Here is a 15,159-nt window from a genome sequence, read left to right on the forward strand (position 1 = left end):
TAACAAAGCGTTAAAAAGGCAGTTTAAACCTTCCTTTTTTGCCGCCCTTGCCACCAAACATACCTGACATCTGCTTCATCATCTTCTTCTGATTCTGGAACTGTTTGCAGAGCTTGTTGACTTCTGCAATCGGTACCCCTGCACCGTCAGCAATCCTTTTTCTTCTGGAAGGATTGATAATCTCCGGTGTAGCCCTCTCTTCCTTTGTCATGGAATAGATGATCGATGCGGTACGGTCCATCATGCTGTCGTCAAGATCCGCGCCCTTTAACTGATTCCCAAGTCCGGGAATCATGGAAAGCATATCTGAAAGCCCTCCCATCTTCTTCACCTGTTCCATCTGCTCTAAGAAGTCATCGAAGGTAAAAGAAGCCTTGCGGAGCTTTTGCTGCATCTCCAGCGCCTTTTCCTCATCGACTGTGGCTTCCGCCTTCTCAATCAGTGTCAGCACATCTCCCATGCCGAGAATACGGCTGGTCATGCGGTCCGGGTAAAACTGCTGAAGATCATCCAGCTTCTCTCCCATACCAATATATAAAATCGGTTTTCCGGTTACGGAGCGGATTGACAAAGCAGCCCCTCCACGGGTGTCTCCGTCCATCTTCGTTAAGATAACACCGTCAACTCCGACTTTTTCATTAAAATCTTTTGCCACGTTGACCGCATCCTGTCCGGTCATGGCATCTACTACAAGGATCGTCTGATATACATCGACAGCACCCTTAATGGCAATCAGCTCTGTCATCATATCTTCATCGATATGCAGCCGGCCTGCTGTATCCAGAATAACAATGTTGTTGCCGTTCTTTGCCGCATGCTCAATGGATGCCTTTGCTATATCCACGGGATTCATCTTATCTCCCATAGAAAAGACCGGAACTCCCTGTTTTTCTCCGTTGACCTGCAGCTGTTTGATCGCCGCCGGGCGGTAAACATCACACGCTGCCAAAAGCGGGCGTTTGCCCTTCTGTTTATATTTTCCTGCAAGCTTCGCTGTGGTGGTCGTTTTACCTGCACCCTGGAGACCTGCCATCAGAATGACTGTTATCTCATTTCCCGGCTTTAACTGGATCTCCGTGGTGGTAGAACCCATCAGCGCTTCCATCTCTTCTTTAACGATCTTGATTACCATCTGTCCGGGATTCAGCCCGTTTAAAACGTCCTGTCCTACAGCACGGTCCTGAACAGCTTTGATGAAGGACTTTACGACCTTGAAGTTGACATCAGCTTCCAAAAGCGCCCTTTTTACTTCTTTCATGGCTGCTTTTACGTCATTCTCCGTCAAACGTCCCTTGCTTCTTAAATTCTTAAATACGTTTTGAAGTTTCTCAGATAAACTTTCAAATGCCATAAACATCCTCCTGAATCCGCCGCAGAAACCGGCGACCTGTTACAAATCTTCCAGAATCCCGTTGGATACCTGCTCAATCTTTCTGATCTCTATCCTGATCTCCTCCTGATCCTCTGCATGCAAAATGCCTTTGGCCAGAAGATGAATCTCTGTTACTTTTTCTTTCGTCCTCAAAAACTTTTCCACAAGGTGCAGCTTTTTCTCATATCCAGCAAGAATCTTATTGCAGCGCCTGATCATATCATAGGCAGCCTGTCTGGTAATGCCGTGTTCTCCGGCAATCTCGCTGGGAGATAAATCGTTCAGTACATGGTCTTCGTATATTTCTTTTTGATGCTCGGTCAGAAGCTCTCCATAAAAATCATATAGGAGCGTCTGTTCTACAATCCATTCCATGTCACTTCTCCTGTAAAGTATTTTTCCTTTACCGTGATTCAGTTTATCCGATATTGATCTGTTTGTCAAGTATTTTTCCTTGCACATTTTACTGTTATGAGGAAATATGACTTGAAAAAGTTTCACTTTCCTGTAAAATAGAAAAAAGACGATCCCAAACGAAATTTAAATAAGAAAGGTTTTACTTACATGATACAAGCAATTAATGTAACTCTGCGCCTTGGAAAACGCGCATTATTTGAAGATGTCAATATCAAATTTACAGAAGGAAACTGCTATGGCCTGATCGGGGCAAACGGTGCAGGCAAATCCACCTTCTTAAAGATCTTATCCGGTGAACTGGAGCCGTCACAGGGTGAAGTGGCCATCACAGACGGACAGCGGCTGTCTGTATTAAAGCAGGATCACTATCAGTATGATGATTATACAGTTCTGGATGCTGTTATGCTTGGCAATACCCGCCTTTATGAGATCATGAAGGAAAAGGATGCAATCTACGCAAAAGAAGATTTTACAGAAGAGGACGGCATCAAAGCAAGCGAGCTGGAAGCCGAATTTGCGGACATGAACGGCTGGGAAGCTGAATCTGATGCGGCAACATTATTAAACGGCCTTGGAATAGAAAATGAGCTTCATTATGCAAAGATGTCAGAGCTGAATGGCTCCCAAAAGGTCAAAGTGCTTCTGGCCCAGGCACTGTTCGGCAATCCCGATATTCTTCTGCTGGATGAGCCTACCAACCATTTGGATCTAGAAGCTATCCGCTGGCTGGAAGACTTCCTTATTGACTTTGACAATACCGTCATCGTAGTATCCCATGACCGTTATTTCTTAAATAAAGTATGTACTCACATCGCTGACATTGACTACGCAAAGATCCAGCTTTACACCGGAAATTATGATTTCTGGTATGAGTCCAGCCAGCTGATCTCCAAACAGATGAAAGATGCCAACAAGAAAAAAGAAGAAAAAATCAAAGAGCTTCAGGACTTCATTGCCCGGTTCAGCGCCAATGCTTCCAAATCAAAACAGGCAACGTCCAGAAAAAAGGCTTTGGATAAAATCCAGCTGGATGAGATCAGACCTTCCAGCAGAAAATATCCTTACATTAATTTTAAGCCAACACGTGATATAGGAAATGATGCTCTGTCTGTAGAAGGGCTCTCTAAAACAATCGACGGTGTCAAGGTTCTTGACAATATTTCTTTCACTATGAACCCGGAAGACAAGATTGCCTTTGTAGGCCCAAATACATTGGCCACTACAACCTTTTTCCGTATTGTCGCAGGAGAACTGGAACCGGATGAGGGCACCTACAAGTGGGGCGTTACTACTTCCCAGTCCTATTTCCCTAAAGACAACACCAAGGATTTCAGCGATGATATGTCGATTGCAGAATGGCTCAGCCAATACTCTGAAGACAAGGATGTCACCTTTGTCCGCGGTTTCCTCGGAAGGATGCTCTTCTCCGGTGAAGAGGCATTGAAAAAGGTTTCTGTTTTATCCGGTGGTGAAAAGGTCCGCTGTATGCTGTCTAAACTTATGATCAGCGGTGCCAATATACTCATCCTGGATGAGCCGACCAACCACCTGGATATGGAATCCATCACAGCGTTAAATGAAGGACTTCACAAATTTAACGGAGGACTTCTGTTTAGTTCCCAGGATCATCAGTTTGTACAGACTACTGCCAACAGAATCATTGAATTCACCGATAATGGCATGATCGACTTCCTTGGGACCTATGATGATTATCTGGAAAACAACGAATCCGCAAGAAAACGTCAGGTTGCGAACTACGACGAAGAAGCATAAATTAACCGGCAGCGGAAAAACCGCAGTCTGCAGATCACTTGACCGTGAAATGCAGCTGCGGTTTTTCTATATCTCTTTTGTTTCAAACATCATCTCTTTTGTTTCATCTCTGCCATATCACCAAAGATCGGTGTTGCTTTTCCGAAACCTCCGGATATATCCATAATCTGCCCCGTTGTGTAAGCAGATTCGTCACTTGCAAAATATACAACTGCCGCTGCAATCTCTTCCGGTTTTCCCATTCTGCGAATCGGAGTATGCTTTAAAAAGAATTCTCTGAACTCATCGCTTAAATTCCCCTGAACTGCATCTGTGGCTGTCATTCCCGGCAAAACGGCATTACACCGTATATTATGTCTTGCCTCCTGAACGGCGATCAATTTAGTGAGATAATTAATTGCCGCTTTACTGGTTCCGTAAGCTACCTGTGAAATATCAGGCACCAGGCCTCCGATGGAAGAAATATTGATAATGCTTCCTCCACCCTGCTCTGCCATATACTTGATCACTGCCTGAGAAGATGCAAAGACACTGGTAAGGTTTGTGTTCACTGTCTGAAGAAAATCTTTACAGTCGGTGTGGCTGATATCCAAATCCTTTTTTGGATCTGAAGTGCCAAAGTTATTGACAAGAACATCAATGCGGCCTTCCTTTTCTATCACTTCTTCCACCATGCTGCCATAGGTCTCCGGTTCATTTGCATCATTATATACATAACGCACCCGGAATCCCATCTGATTCAGTTCATCTGCCCTCTGTCCGGCACGTTCCAGATTTCTGGCACCCATATAAACAATGGCACCCTCTTTGGCACAGGCTTTTGTTATAGCCAGACCAATACCTCTTGTTGAAGCTGTTACCAAAACTACTTTATCTTTTAGTCTCATTTTTCTGTTCTCCTTTTTGAATCTGCTGTCATTATTTTAATGAATTCCCTATAGAATAAAAACACCGCAGAATAGATTTAAAAGCTATTCTGCGGCAATTCCTTGCTTTATCTATGCGTACTGTACTTTCAGAGCTACATTCTCAAAACTGATCTTAATAATATTTAAGATACTCATTACCACTGTGGTGCACACATCAACAATATATTGGATGTCGTCTGCCACACTGTGTTCACGAAGCATGTATTCTGCATGGATATTCTTGATAAACTCAGATAACCCTTTTGTAGAATTCAGAGGAACGATCCTGTCTTTCCTCTCCATGGCTTCTTCTGTGGACAGGTACTCTTTTAGTTCATGCTTCAGATCTCTCTCATAAAAACAATGATCTTTTACATTTCCTTCATAGGTACTGTTGTGGGGATAAGTAAAATAATCAGCAATATAATGAATAATCACTCCGAGCTTTGCACAGCGGCGCATGTTCATCCCTTTCAGTGAGTCATAATCTGCGACAAAGTCGTCAAGTTGATTCTCTATTTTATCATAGGTAATATCAAAAGTATGCGGCGTTGTTATAAAGGATGGTCTGCAGTCAGGCCAGATACTTCCGATATAGAACGGTAACTTATAGTCAAATACTTCTTCCAGTTGCAGTGAGTCCATAATTTGTCCAGCCAGTGAAATGTGTGATTTTTTCCTCATTCGATCTCCTTAAAACACTTGACATGTAAACTCAGGTTCTAATCTTATTATATCCCGATTTTTAGAAAAATCAACTCTATTACTCTTTAAATTCCTTAAGTTTTTCTAAAATGTCATGAAATGAAAATCCTTTCCTGGCAAAAAAAGCTAAGTTTTTTTGAAAATTTTCCTCTGTTACCGGTCCTTTCTGACGGATCCTCTTTTTTATCTGCTCTCTCAGGACCTCTTCTTCCGGCTGGCCAAACTCTTCCCAGATACGTTCAAAAAGCTCCTGGCTTATGCCCTTGCCGGACAGTTCCTGTTTGATCTTTAAACGGCTTTTTGATGCTCCTTTGAATTCAATATAGCGTCTTACATATGCTTCATCATCTATATAATGATACCCTTCCACATAGGAAACTGCTCCCTCTATGCATCTCTCGGGAAGTTCCAGGCGCTTCAGCCTCATGCGTATCTCTTCTTTTGTCCTGTCTGAAACCTTTAAAAGATTCATGGCTTTTAGTTTGGCCCGGCGGAGCAGAAGACTGTCCAGTTCGTTCTTCTGTACCTCCGAAAGCTCCGTATCCTGCCTAAGTCCAAGTCTTCTCACATCTCCAGAATAAAGAAGGCAGTAACGCTCGTCATCAAGGTAAACCCTGATCTGCTTCTTCCCCACCGGCTCCAGCATTGTCACTATCATATCCGCCTCTTACTGCTGTGTTTCCTCTGGCTGTGTCTCCTCCGAAGCAGCTTCTGCCTGTCCGTCAAGGCCATACTCTCTGCGGACTGCGGCTTCTACTTCCTGTGCCACTTCCGGATGCTCTTTTAAGTATGTCTTGGCATTCTCACGGCCCTGTCCGATCTTCTCTCCCTGATAAGCATACCAGGCTCCGCTCTTTTTAATTACATCCACTCCGGCAGCCAAATCCAGGATATCACCTTCTTTGGAGATCCCCTCACCGAACATAATGTCAAACTCTGCCTGTTTGAACGGAGGTGCCACTTTGTTCTTGACAACCTTGATCCTTGTCCGGTTTCCGACCATATCGCCTGCCTGCTTGAGTGTCTCAATCCTGCGGACATCCAGGCGGATGGATGAATAAAACTTAAGGGCGCGTCCTCCGGTGGTTGTCTCCGGATTTCCGAACATAACGCCTACTTTTTCTCTCAGCTGGTTGATGAAGATCACGGTACAGTTGGACTTGCTGATAATCGCAGTCAGCTTTCTCAGTGCCTGTGACATCAGCCTTGCCTGAAGTCCCACATGGGAATCCCCCATGTCTCCGTCAATCTCTGCCTTCGGAACCAGAGCGGCAACAGAGTCCACAATGATGATATCCACGGCGCCGGAACGCACCATAGTCTCTGTGATCTCCAGTCCCTGCTCTCCGGTATCCGGCTGGGAAATATAAAGATTGTCCACGTCCACTCCAATATTCTGTGCATATACAGGGTCCAGGGCATGCTCTGCATCGATAAATCCGGCAATGCCTCCCCTCTTCTGTACTTCTGCTACCATATGTAATGCCACAGTTGTCTTACCGCTGGACTCAGGGCCGTAGATCTCAATCACTCTTCCTTTCGGAATTCCGCCCACGCCAAGAGCAATGTCCAGACTCAGAGAACCTGTCGGTGTTGTATCAATACTCATGTCTGCCTGATATTCGCCAAGCTTCATCACGGCTCCCTTGCCGTAGTCTTTTTCTATCTTTGTAAGAGCTGCATCCAATGCTTTTAACTTCTCTGTCTGTTGCATCCTGTATTCTCCTTTAATCTTATTATTAACTGTTTTTGATTATATCATAGCACAAAGAGAAAAACAAGTGTTCGCCGAATATTTGTTCGTACTTGTCTTTCTCTTTCAGTTTAACATATATTTACATATTCTTCAATCAGTCTGCCAGTGCTTTTCTGATCATTGTCAGAGCCCTGCATACAGAAACTTCCCTGATCTTTGCACGGTTTCCCTTAAGATCATATTTTTTAACTTCTGTTCTGCCGGCCCGGCTTACTCCAATATATACAAGCCCCGGCTTTTTCGTTTCAGTTTCTCCTCCCGGCCCGGCAAGTCCGGTGATTCCCACACCGATATCTGCCCCTGAAGTTTTCAGAACACCCTCTGCCATCTCCTTTGCAGTTTCCTCTGAAACAGCTCCGTACTCTTTCAGAGTTTCTTCTTTTACTCCCAGATACTTTACTTTGGCGTCATTAGAGTAAGTGATAAAGCTTTCATTCAGCACATTAGATGCCCCGGGAACATTGATAAGCCTTCCTGCCAAAAGACCTCCGGTACAGGATTCCGCCGCTGCTATGGTTTCTTTGTTTTTCTCCAGCATCTTTACCACCACTTCCTCCAGAGTTTCCTCTTCCTCGATGGTGTAAATCTTATCACCGAATCTGTCTCTCAGTTCTTCTACCATAGGCATAACTAATTCCCTGGCCTCATCCTCAGTGTCTGCTTTGGCCGTCACTCTCAGATGAACTTCTCCCAGCTTCGCATATGGAGCTACGGTAGGATTGCTCTGCTCATCAATCAGATCCATGATCTGGGTCTCCACGTAACTTTCTCCCAGACAGTCAATCTTTACGACCTTAGAGTACAAAATTCCGGGCTGAAGCTTAGACAGGATCGGTTCTACCTGATTGTGAAACATTGGAATCAGCTCGCTGGGCGGTCCTGGGAGAAGCACAACTTTTCTTCCCTCGGGTCCGTTGATCACCATACCCGGCGCAGTTCCGTTTCCATTATATAAAACAGTGCAGTCCTCCGGTACCATGGCCTGCTTTAAGTTATTTTCAGTCATTGGACGCTTGATGCCTGTAAAATATGCCGTCAGTCTCTCTTTGGCCTCTGCATCCTCCACAAGCTTCTGTCCGCAGGCTTTTGCCGCAATCTCTTTTGTCAGATCATCCTTCGTCGGGCCAAGCCCTCCGGACAAGATCAAAATATCTGACCGTTTCATTCCTGTCTTTATCACTTCCTCCACCCGCTCCGGGTTATCTCCCACAGTGGTTTCAAAAAAAACGCTTATGCCGAGGGCGGCTAAGCGTTCTGACAGGTAGGCAGCATTGGTATTAACAATGTTGCCCAGTAATATTTCTGTTCCCACACAAATAATTTCTGCTGTCATAATGTTCTCCTTCTATTTCAGGACATCCTTATTTTTAATTAAATAATCCAACAATGATATGATGGTCAACCCAAGTGAAATGTATACCAAAATATTTTCAATGATCACTGCTGTTCCGGTTCCCAAATCGATGATCAGCATAATGATCATGAACATTTGAAAATTCGTTTTAAATTTTCCCCAGTAGCTGGCTGCAATCACAACTCCATTGTCAGATGCAATCAGACGGAACCCGCTGATAATAAATTCTCTGGCAATAATGATGATGGCGATCCATGAAGCCAGACGGTTCATTCCCACAAGGGCAATCATAGCAGAGCAGACCAGAAGCTTATCGGCCAAAGGATCCATAAATTTACCAAAATTCGTTACCAGATTATACTTTCTGGCAATGTGTCCGTCCAGAAAGTCTGTGAGGCTGGCGATAATAAAAATCAGCACAGCAATCCACTTGCTGATCTCTCCAAACGGTTCCGCCAGCAGGACAAAAATAAAGATCGGTATCATCAATACTCTTAATATCGTTAGTTTATTTGGTAAATTCATAGTCCATCTCTCCTATCAAATCATACTCGTTTCCTTTGGTAATCTTTACATATACATAGTCTCCTGTCAACAGCTCTTCCGGGGAAGTCACAAATACACAGCCGTCTACTTTCGGTGCATCCATATAACTGCGTCCTACATATACATCATCTTCAAACAGGTATCCTTCAATCAAAACTCTGATCGTCTTTCCAACCATCTGCTGCGTATGCTCACTGGAAATCTGCTGCTGCAGCGCCATCAGCTCATCCCTTCTGGCTTCCTTCACCTCTTCTTCGATCTGTCCCTCAAATTCTGCTGCTTTTGTATCTTCTTCCGGAGAATAAGTGAAAACGCCCAGCCGTTCAAATCTCTGCCGGCTTATGAAATCCACAAGTTCCTCATGCTGTTTCTCTGTCTCTCCCGGAAATCCGGTGATGAGCGTTGTGCGGATCGCCATATCCGGGATTTCTTTCCTGAGTTTTGCAATGATGGATTCTATATCCTTTTTAGAAGTTCTGCGCCCCATTCTCCTCAGGATGCCGTCACTGCAGTGCTGAATCGGCATGTCAATATAATTTACAACCTTTTCTTCTTCCTTTATAGTCTGGATCAGTTCATCCGTAATCTCCTCAGGATAACAGTACAGCAGACGGATCCACTGGATTCCCTCCACCTTACAGAGTTCTCTGAGCAGTGCCGGAAGTTCTTTTCTGCCCGTAAGGTCCTTTCCATACAGTGTTGTCTCCTGAGCGACCAAAACCAGCTCTGTCACTCCGGAGGCTGCCAGTTCCTCTGCGCTCTTTAAAAGTTCTTCCATCGGAACGCTGCGGAATTTTCCCCTGATCTTAGGAATAATACAGTAACTGCATCTCTTGTCGCACCCTTCCGCAATCTTTAAATAAGCCATGTGGCTGCCGGTTGTGACCAGCCGCCTGTGTCCGGAATTATCCGGCAGATAATCAATACTCTCATAATGCTCATATCCATTGCCTGCGAGTGCTTCGTCCACTGCCTCCACAACAGAATCATAACTGGTGGTTCCAAGCACAGCATCAATTTCAGGAATTTCCTCTAAAATCTCATCCTTGTACCTCTGAGACAGGCATCCTGCTACCACAAGCGCTTTCAGATTCTGCTCCTTGTATGCTGCCATCTCAAGAATTGTGTTGATGCTCTCTTCTTTTGCATCATGGATGAAGCAGCAGGTATTGATGACAATGACATCCGCTTCTTCCTCATTGTTAGTCAAAGTGTATCCTCTCTCTGTGAGAAGTCCCAGCATCACTTCACTGTCTACCAGGTTTTTATCACATCCAAGAGAAATAAAAAGTATTTTCATCGGTTATTCTCCAAACAATTTTTTAGACTGTACACAGTTTTTCATGAGCATAGCGATGGTCATAGGACCCACGCCGCCAGGTACCGGAGTGATAGCTGAAGTTTTTTCCTTTACTGCGTCAAAATCCACATCTCCGCACAGCTTATTGTGTTCATTCCTGTGAATTCCCACATCAATAACGACTGCTCCCTGTTTTACATAAGAAGCGTCAATAAATTTCGGCCTTCCCACAGCGGCCACCAGGATATCCGCGCGGCTGCATACTTCCCTTAAATTTCTGGTCCTGGAATGGCAGATCGTCACAGTGCCGTTTTCTCTGAGTAAAAGCATGGACATAGGTTTTCCGACAATATTGCTTCTTCCCACAACAACACATTCTTTTCCGCTGATCTCCACACCGGAGCGTTTTAAAAGTTCAATGATTCCAGCCGGAGTACACGGCAGAAACCCGTCATTTCCAATCATCATATTCCCGACGCTGACCGGATGAAAGCCATCCACATCCTTCTTCGGATCGATGGCATGGATCACCGCATCCTCATCCATATGTTCCGGAAGCGGAAGCTGCACTAAGATACCGTTGATCTCAGGATCTTTGTTGCATTTTTCCACCAGGTCCAGCAGTTCCTGCTGTGTAGAATCTTCCGGTATCTCATAGGATACAGATTTAATTCCAATATATTCACATGCTTTTTTCTTATTCCTCACGTACACAGAGGAGGCCGGATCTTCTCCCACCTGGATAACCGCTAAGGCAATCTCTTTTCTCTCTGCCTTCATGGCCGCCACTTCCTGCTTCAGTTCATCTTTGATCTCAGCAGAGATCTTTTTTCCATCAATAATCTGTGTCATGTCTGTTCCCTCTCGTCATTTCTAGAATAATCCGGTGATGGCACCGTCTTCGTTAACGTCAATTCCTTCTGCAGCCGGTTTTTTCGGAAGCCCCGGCATCGTCATGATATCTCCTGTAAGGGCTACAATAAATCCGGCTCCTGCATTCACATAGACCTCACGGATCGTAATGTCAAAATGCTCCGGACGTCCGAGCTTCTTCGGATCATCAGATAAAGAATATTGATTCTTTGCCATGCAGACCGGAAGATTTCCGTATCCAAGTTCACTGAGCTGCTTTTTCTGCCTTGCCGCAGCCGGTGCATAAATAACATTGTCCGCACCGTAAATCTTCGTGGCAATGGTTTCAATCTTTTCTTCAATCGTAGTATCTTCATAAGAATAAAGCGGATGGTACTCGCTCTTTTTATTCTCCAAAGTTTTAAGAACTGCTTTCCCCAGAGAAAGGCCGCCTTCGCCTCCCTTTTCCCATACTTCTGATAAAGCAAAGTCACAGTCTCTTTCCTGGCAGAAATGTTTGATAAAATCTAATTCAGCTTCTGTGTCCGTCACAAACTGGTTCAAAGTCACCACTACCGGAACCCCATACTGTTTCAGGTTTTCTATATGCTTCTCCAGATTTACGATCCCCCTGCTCAGGGCATCAATGTTTTCTCTTCCCAGATCCTCTTTTAAGACACCGCCGTTATACTTAAGTGCTCTTACTGTGGCAACCAGAACAACTGCATCCGGTTTAAGACCTGCCATCGGACATTTAATGTCGAGGAACTTCTCTGCTCCAAGGTCCGCTCCGAATCCTGCTTCCGTAACCGTGATATCAGAAAGCTTCAGAGCCATTTTTGTAGACTGAACACTGTTGCATCCGTGAGCAATATTGGCAAACGGCCCTCCGTGGACAAATGCCGGTGTATGTTCCAGGGTCTGGATCAGATTCGGCTTCAGTGCATCCTTTAAAAGAGCCGCCATAGCTCCTACTGCATTCAGATCCTCTGCTGTCACAGGTTCTTTATCCATATTATAGGCAACAATGATCTTGCCTAACCGTATCTTTAAATCTTCCATATCGTTAGCCAGACAGAGAATCGCCATAATCTCAGATGCCACGGTAATGACAAAATGGTCTTCCCTCACAACACCGTCCACTTTGCGTCCAAGTCCTACGACAATATTCCTGAGCGCCCTGTCATTCATATCCAGACAGCGCTTCCAGACAATATCCCTTGTATCAATCCTCAGTGCATTTCCCTGCTGAATGTGATTGTCAAGCATAGCTGCCAAAAGGTTATTGGCAGAGGTAATAGCGTGGAAATCCCCTGTAAAGTGAAGATTAAGATCCTCCATCGGAACAACCTGGGCATACCCGCCTCCTGCTGCTCCTCCTTTGATGCCGAAACACGGCCCCAGGGAAGGCTCTCTGAGTGCCACCACAGTCTTCTTTCCAAGCTTTGTGAGTGCCTGTGCCAGTCCGATGCTGGTTGTGGTTTTCCCTTCGCCTGCCGGTGTCGGATTGATGGCAGTCACAAGTACAAGCTTCCCGTCCTCGTTGTCTTTAATCTCATTCATAAACCCGGAAGACAGCTTTGCTTTATACTTTCCGTACAGTTCCAGGTCATCTTCTCTGATCCCGAGAGTTTCTGCCACTTCCTTTATCGGATGTAATTCTGCTTCCTGTGCAATCTGAATATCTGTTTTCATTGGTTGGTTCCTTTCCTCTATAAATAATCTTCTTTATATTGTTCAAATTCCTCCTGGCTCATAAGAACCTTCCGGGGCTTTGTGCCTTCCTCTTCCCCAACGATTCCGGCTTCACAGAGCTGATCCATCAGCCTGGCCGCCCGGTTGAATCCAATCTTAAAGATCCTCTGCAGACTGGCAATGGATGCCTTGTCCTTATCAATAATAAATTTAGCCGCCTCTTCAAAGTACTCATCTCTGTCTGATGAGACAGCGGCTTTCACACTGGCCGTCTCAATCTTTTCTTTGATCTCGTTGCCGTAATTATCTTCTATATTCTGGCTTTTTAAAAATTCCACAACACGGCCCACTTCCTCATCGCTGATAAATGCACCCTGTACGCGGACCGGTTTCTGGTATCCTGCCGGATAAAAGAGCATATCACCCTTTCCTAAAAGCTTCTCCGCACCGTTCATGTCGATAATCGTTCGCGAATCCACACCTGAGGATACGGAAAATGCGATCCTGGAAGGGACATTGGCCTTAATCAGACCGGTGATGACATTGACTGACGGTCTCTGGGTGGCGATGATCAGATGAATGCCTGCCGCCCTGGCAAGCTGGGAAAGCCGCACAATTGCATCTTCCACCTCTCCCGGAGCAACCATCATCAAATCTGCCAGCTCGTCTACAATGATAACGATCTGCGGCAGCGGCTGGAAGTCTTCTCCCTCCATGCCCTTTTCCTTCATCTCTTTAACTTTTTCATTATAGCCGGTCAGATTCCTTACGTTGACTTCCGCAAACTTCTTGTACCGATCTCCCATCTCCATGACTGCCCAGTTCAGAGCACTGGATGCCTGCTTGGGATCCGTGACCACCGGAATCAAAAGATGGGGAATTCCCTGATATGTACTGAGCTCCACGACCTTAGGATCAATCATAATCAGCTTAACATCATTGGGGCTTGCTTTGTATAAAATACTCATAATCAGTGTATTAATGCACACTGACTTTCCGGAGCCTGTGGCGCCGGCGATCAGTAAATGGGGCATCTTGGCAATATCCGAGATAATCACTTTGCCTGCCAGGTTCTTGCCGACTGCAAACGCAATATTTGAAGAGAACCTTTTAAAGTCATTATTTTCTATCAGATCACGGAACATAACCATCTGATTGGTTTTATTTGGAACCTCAATTCCCACTGCTGCTTTGCCGGGGATCGGTGCTTCAATTCTGATATCCGGTGCTGCCAGATTCAGCTTAATATCATCAGAGAGTCCGACAATCTTGCTCACCTTCACTCCCTGCTCCGGCTGAAGCTCAAACCGGGTGACAGAAGGTCCACAGCTGATATCCGTAATCGTTACATTGACGCCGAAGTTCCTTAACGTCTGCTCCAGCTTAAGAGCAGTCTTTTTAAGCTCAGCCTGACTGTTTCCTCCTGCTTTTTTGCCCTTCTTCAGCAAGGTTACCGGAGGGAACACATAATCTCCTTCTTCCAATGCGGCAGGATGGATCGAGATCTCCTGCAAAGGTTCAGGTTCTGTTTTATCCTTGTTCACAAAGGACCGGGTTCTTGGCTTTGGTTCCGGTTCCTCTATTGGAATGTCATCATCCTGTACGATCATCTCATCTAAGTCAAAGGTTTTCTCCGGTTCTTTTGCCGGCTCTTTCAGCGGTTCTTCCGGCATCAGAGTCAGGTCATCCAGGACCTGTGTCTTTTTCTCCCGTCCGCCGAGCTTTAACTCAGGGAATTTTGGAGCTTTAATCTTAGTCTTTGGTTTATCTTCTTTTTCTTTTGGCTGTTTTTTCTCAGATGTCCTGCTTTTTTTCTCTGCAGGCCGTTCCGGAGCAAAAAAGGCGATCACCCGCTTTACAAAAGAAAGCAGCGATCTCTCTGTGATCAGTATCACGGAAATAACCGTCAAAAAAAATACGACAACATAACTGCCGACCAGACCCAGTTCCTTATATAAAAAAGAACTGACAACACCTCCGATCACGCCTCCCCCCGCATGTTTCACCGATCCATACCGATAAAAAGCACTGATATCAGACATGTGAATGTCTGTACCCATCTGCCATATAGCTGCAGTCATACACAAAAGCAGGACAATAAAAAAAGACTTTTTTACCGAGATGCTGTTGTACTGGTTGGAGATCAGCAAAAGAATCATAATCAATATAACAACAGGGGCAGCATAATGGACGCCGCCCAGCACTCCGAATAAAGCAGAGCTTACAGTATTTCCCACTTTCCCGCAAAGTCCGAAATTACTCAAAAATAAAAAAAGACAAACTGCAAAACTTAACAGAACTGCAATTTCCTGATAGAACCCTGCAAAATCTTTTTGCTTTTTCTTCTTTCGTGACGTACTTCTTTTCTTTCTTTTTTTGGCTGCCATTCTTCTGGAATCTCTTTTCTACTTGAATTTAATGCTTGATAACGCTTCCTTAAAAGAGTTATATGCTTATTTTACAATTAACCTAAATAAATGT

At 44.9% G+C, this 15,159-nt stretch carries 13 protein-coding genes; 1 reads left to right on the plus strand and 12 read right to left on the minus strand.

Annotated elements, in window-relative coordinates:
• Positions 1–10: 10 nt before the first annotated feature.
• Entirely contained in the window at positions 11–1,351 is a 1,341-nt protein-coding gene (ffh, locus tag KH180_RS08795) for a signal recognition particle protein (RefSeq protein ID WP_290759333.1), read from the minus strand.
• A 39-nt stretch (positions 1,352–1,390) separates the two neighbouring features.
• Positions 1,391–1,747: a YlxM family DNA-binding protein gene (gene ylxM / locus KH180_RS08800; RefSeq protein ID WP_290759336.1), complete on the minus strand. Its 357-nt coding sequence runs from the start codon at positions 1,745–1,747 to the stop codon at positions 1,391–1,393.
• 189 nt (positions 1,748–1,936) lie between these two features.
• Between ylxM and KH180_RS08805 the strand changes: the two genes are divergently transcribed.
• Positions 1,937–3,562 (plus strand): ABC-F family ATP-binding cassette domain-containing protein, encoded by a 1,626-nt coding sequence (locus tag KH180_RS08805; protein ID WP_290759339.1) that lies wholly within the window; start codon positions 1,937–1,939, stop codon positions 3,560–3,562.
• 89 nt (positions 3,563–3,651) lie between these two features.
• Here the strand turns inward: KH180_RS08805 and hdhA are convergent, their stop codons facing one another.
• The 10 genes from hdhA to KH180_RS08855 form a co-directional block, all read right to left on the minus strand.
• On the minus strand, positions 3,652–4,449 hold the full coding sequence (gene hdhA, locus KH180_RS08810) for a 7alpha-hydroxysteroid dehydrogenase (RefSeq protein WP_290759341.1): 798 nt from the start codon (positions 4,447–4,449) through the stop codon (positions 3,652–3,654).
• A gap of 111 nt (positions 4,450–4,560) precedes the next feature.
• Entirely contained in the window at positions 4,561–5,154 is a 594-nt protein-coding gene (locus KH180_RS08815) for a zinc dependent phospholipase C family protein (RefSeq protein WP_290759344.1), read from the minus strand.
• A 79-nt stretch (positions 5,155–5,233) separates the two neighbouring features.
• Positions 5,234–5,833: a regulatory protein RecX gene (locus tag KH180_RS08820; RefSeq protein ID WP_290759346.1), complete on the minus strand. Its 600-nt coding sequence runs from the start codon at positions 5,831–5,833 to the stop codon at positions 5,234–5,236.
• Between the two features lie 9 nt (positions 5,834–5,842).
• Entirely contained in the window at positions 5,843–6,889 is a 1,047-nt protein-coding gene (recA, locus tag KH180_RS08825; protein WP_290759349.1) for a recombinase RecA, read from the minus strand.
• A 136-nt stretch (positions 6,890–7,025) separates the two neighbouring features.
• Positions 7,026–8,264 carry a competence/damage-inducible protein A gene (locus KH180_RS08830; RefSeq protein ID WP_290759352.1) on the minus strand — a complete coding sequence of 413 codons (1,239 nt, stop codon included), beginning with the start codon at positions 8,262–8,264 and terminating at the stop codon, positions 7,026–7,028.
• Between the two features lie 12 nt (positions 8,265–8,276).
• Positions 8,277–8,810, minus strand: coding sequence for a CDP-diacylglycerol--glycerol-3-phosphate 3-phosphatidyltransferase (gene pgsA / locus KH180_RS08835; RefSeq protein ID WP_290759355.1), 534 nt, complete (start codon positions 8,808–8,810; stop codon positions 8,277–8,279).
• A complete protein-coding gene (gene rimO / locus KH180_RS08840; RefSeq protein ID WP_290759358.1) occupies positions 8,794–10,131 on the minus strand; it encodes a 30S ribosomal protein S12 methylthiotransferase RimO in 1,338 nt (445 codons plus the stop codon). The genes pgsA and rimO overlap by 17 nt, the downstream gene beginning before the upstream one ends.
• Positions 10,132–10,134: 3 nt before the next feature.
• Complete coding sequence (folD, locus tag KH180_RS08845) at positions 10,135–10,983, minus strand: bifunctional methylenetetrahydrofolate dehydrogenase/methenyltetrahydrofolate cyclohydrolase FolD (protein WP_290759360.1); 849 nt, start codon at positions 10,981–10,983, stop codon at positions 10,135–10,137.
• Positions 10,984–11,004: 21 nt separating this feature from the next.
• Positions 11,005–12,678, minus strand: a complete 1,674-nt coding sequence (locus tag KH180_RS08850) for a formate--tetrahydrofolate ligase (protein ID WP_290759363.1) — start codon at positions 12,676–12,678, stop codon at positions 11,005–11,007.
• A gap of 17 nt (positions 12,679–12,695) precedes the next feature.
• Positions 12,696–15,065 (minus strand): DNA translocase FtsK, encoded by a 2,370-nt coding sequence (locus KH180_RS08855; protein WP_290759366.1) that lies wholly within the window; start codon positions 15,063–15,065, stop codon positions 12,696–12,698.
• Positions 15,066–15,159: the final 94 nt, after the last annotated feature.

Source organism: Anaerostipes sp. (assembly GCF_018381315.1).
Taxonomy (GTDB): Bacteria; Bacillota; Clostridia; order Lachnospirales; family Lachnospiraceae; genus Anaerostipes.

Excerpts from the sequence above, each read along its gene's own strand:
- ffh (WP_290759333.1), bottom strand. The coding sequence starts at position 1,351 with ATGGCATTTGAAAGTTTATCTGAGAAACTTCAAAACGTATTTAAGAAT.
- ylxM (WP_290759336.1), bottom strand. The coding sequence starts at position 1,747 with ATGGAATGGATTGTAGAACAGACGCTCCTATATGATTTTTATGGAGAG.
- KH180_RS08805 (WP_290759339.1), top strand. The coding sequence starts at position 1,937 with ATGATACAAGCAATTAATGTAACTCTGCGCCTTGGAAAACGCGCATTA.
- hdhA (WP_290759341.1), bottom strand. The coding sequence starts at position 4,449 with ATGAGACTAAAAGATAAAGTAGTTTTGGTAACAGCTTCAACAAGAGGT.
- KH180_RS08815 (WP_290759344.1), bottom strand. The coding sequence starts at position 5,154 with ATGAGGAAAAAATCACACATTTCACTGGCTGGACAAATTATGGACTCA.
- KH180_RS08820 (WP_290759346.1), bottom strand. The coding sequence starts at position 5,833 with ATGATAGTGACAATGCTGGAGCCGGTGGGGAAGAAGCAGATCAGGGTT.
- recA (WP_290759349.1), bottom strand. The coding sequence starts at position 6,889 with ATGCAACAGACAGAGAAGTTAAAAGCATTGGATGCAGCTCTTACAAAG.
- KH180_RS08830 (WP_290759352.1), bottom strand. The coding sequence starts at position 8,264 with ATGACAGCAGAAATTATTTGTGTGGGAACAGAAATATTACTGGGCAAC.
- pgsA (WP_290759355.1), bottom strand. The coding sequence starts at position 8,810 with ATGAATTTACCAAATAAACTAACGATATTAAGAGTATTGATGATACCG.
- rimO (WP_290759358.1), bottom strand. The coding sequence starts at position 10,131 with ATGAAAATACTTTTTATTTCTCTTGGATGTGATAAAAACCTGGTAGAC.
- folD (WP_290759360.1), bottom strand. The coding sequence starts at position 10,983 with ATGACACAGATTATTGATGGAAAAAAGATCTCTGCTGAGATCAAAGAT.
- KH180_RS08850 (WP_290759363.1), bottom strand. The coding sequence starts at position 12,678 with ATGAAAACAGATATTCAGATTGCACAGGAAGCAGAATTACATCCGATA.
- KH180_RS08855 (WP_290759366.1), bottom strand. The coding sequence starts at position 15,065 with ATGGCAGCCAAAAAAAGAAAGAAAAGAAGTACGTCACGAAAGAAGAAA.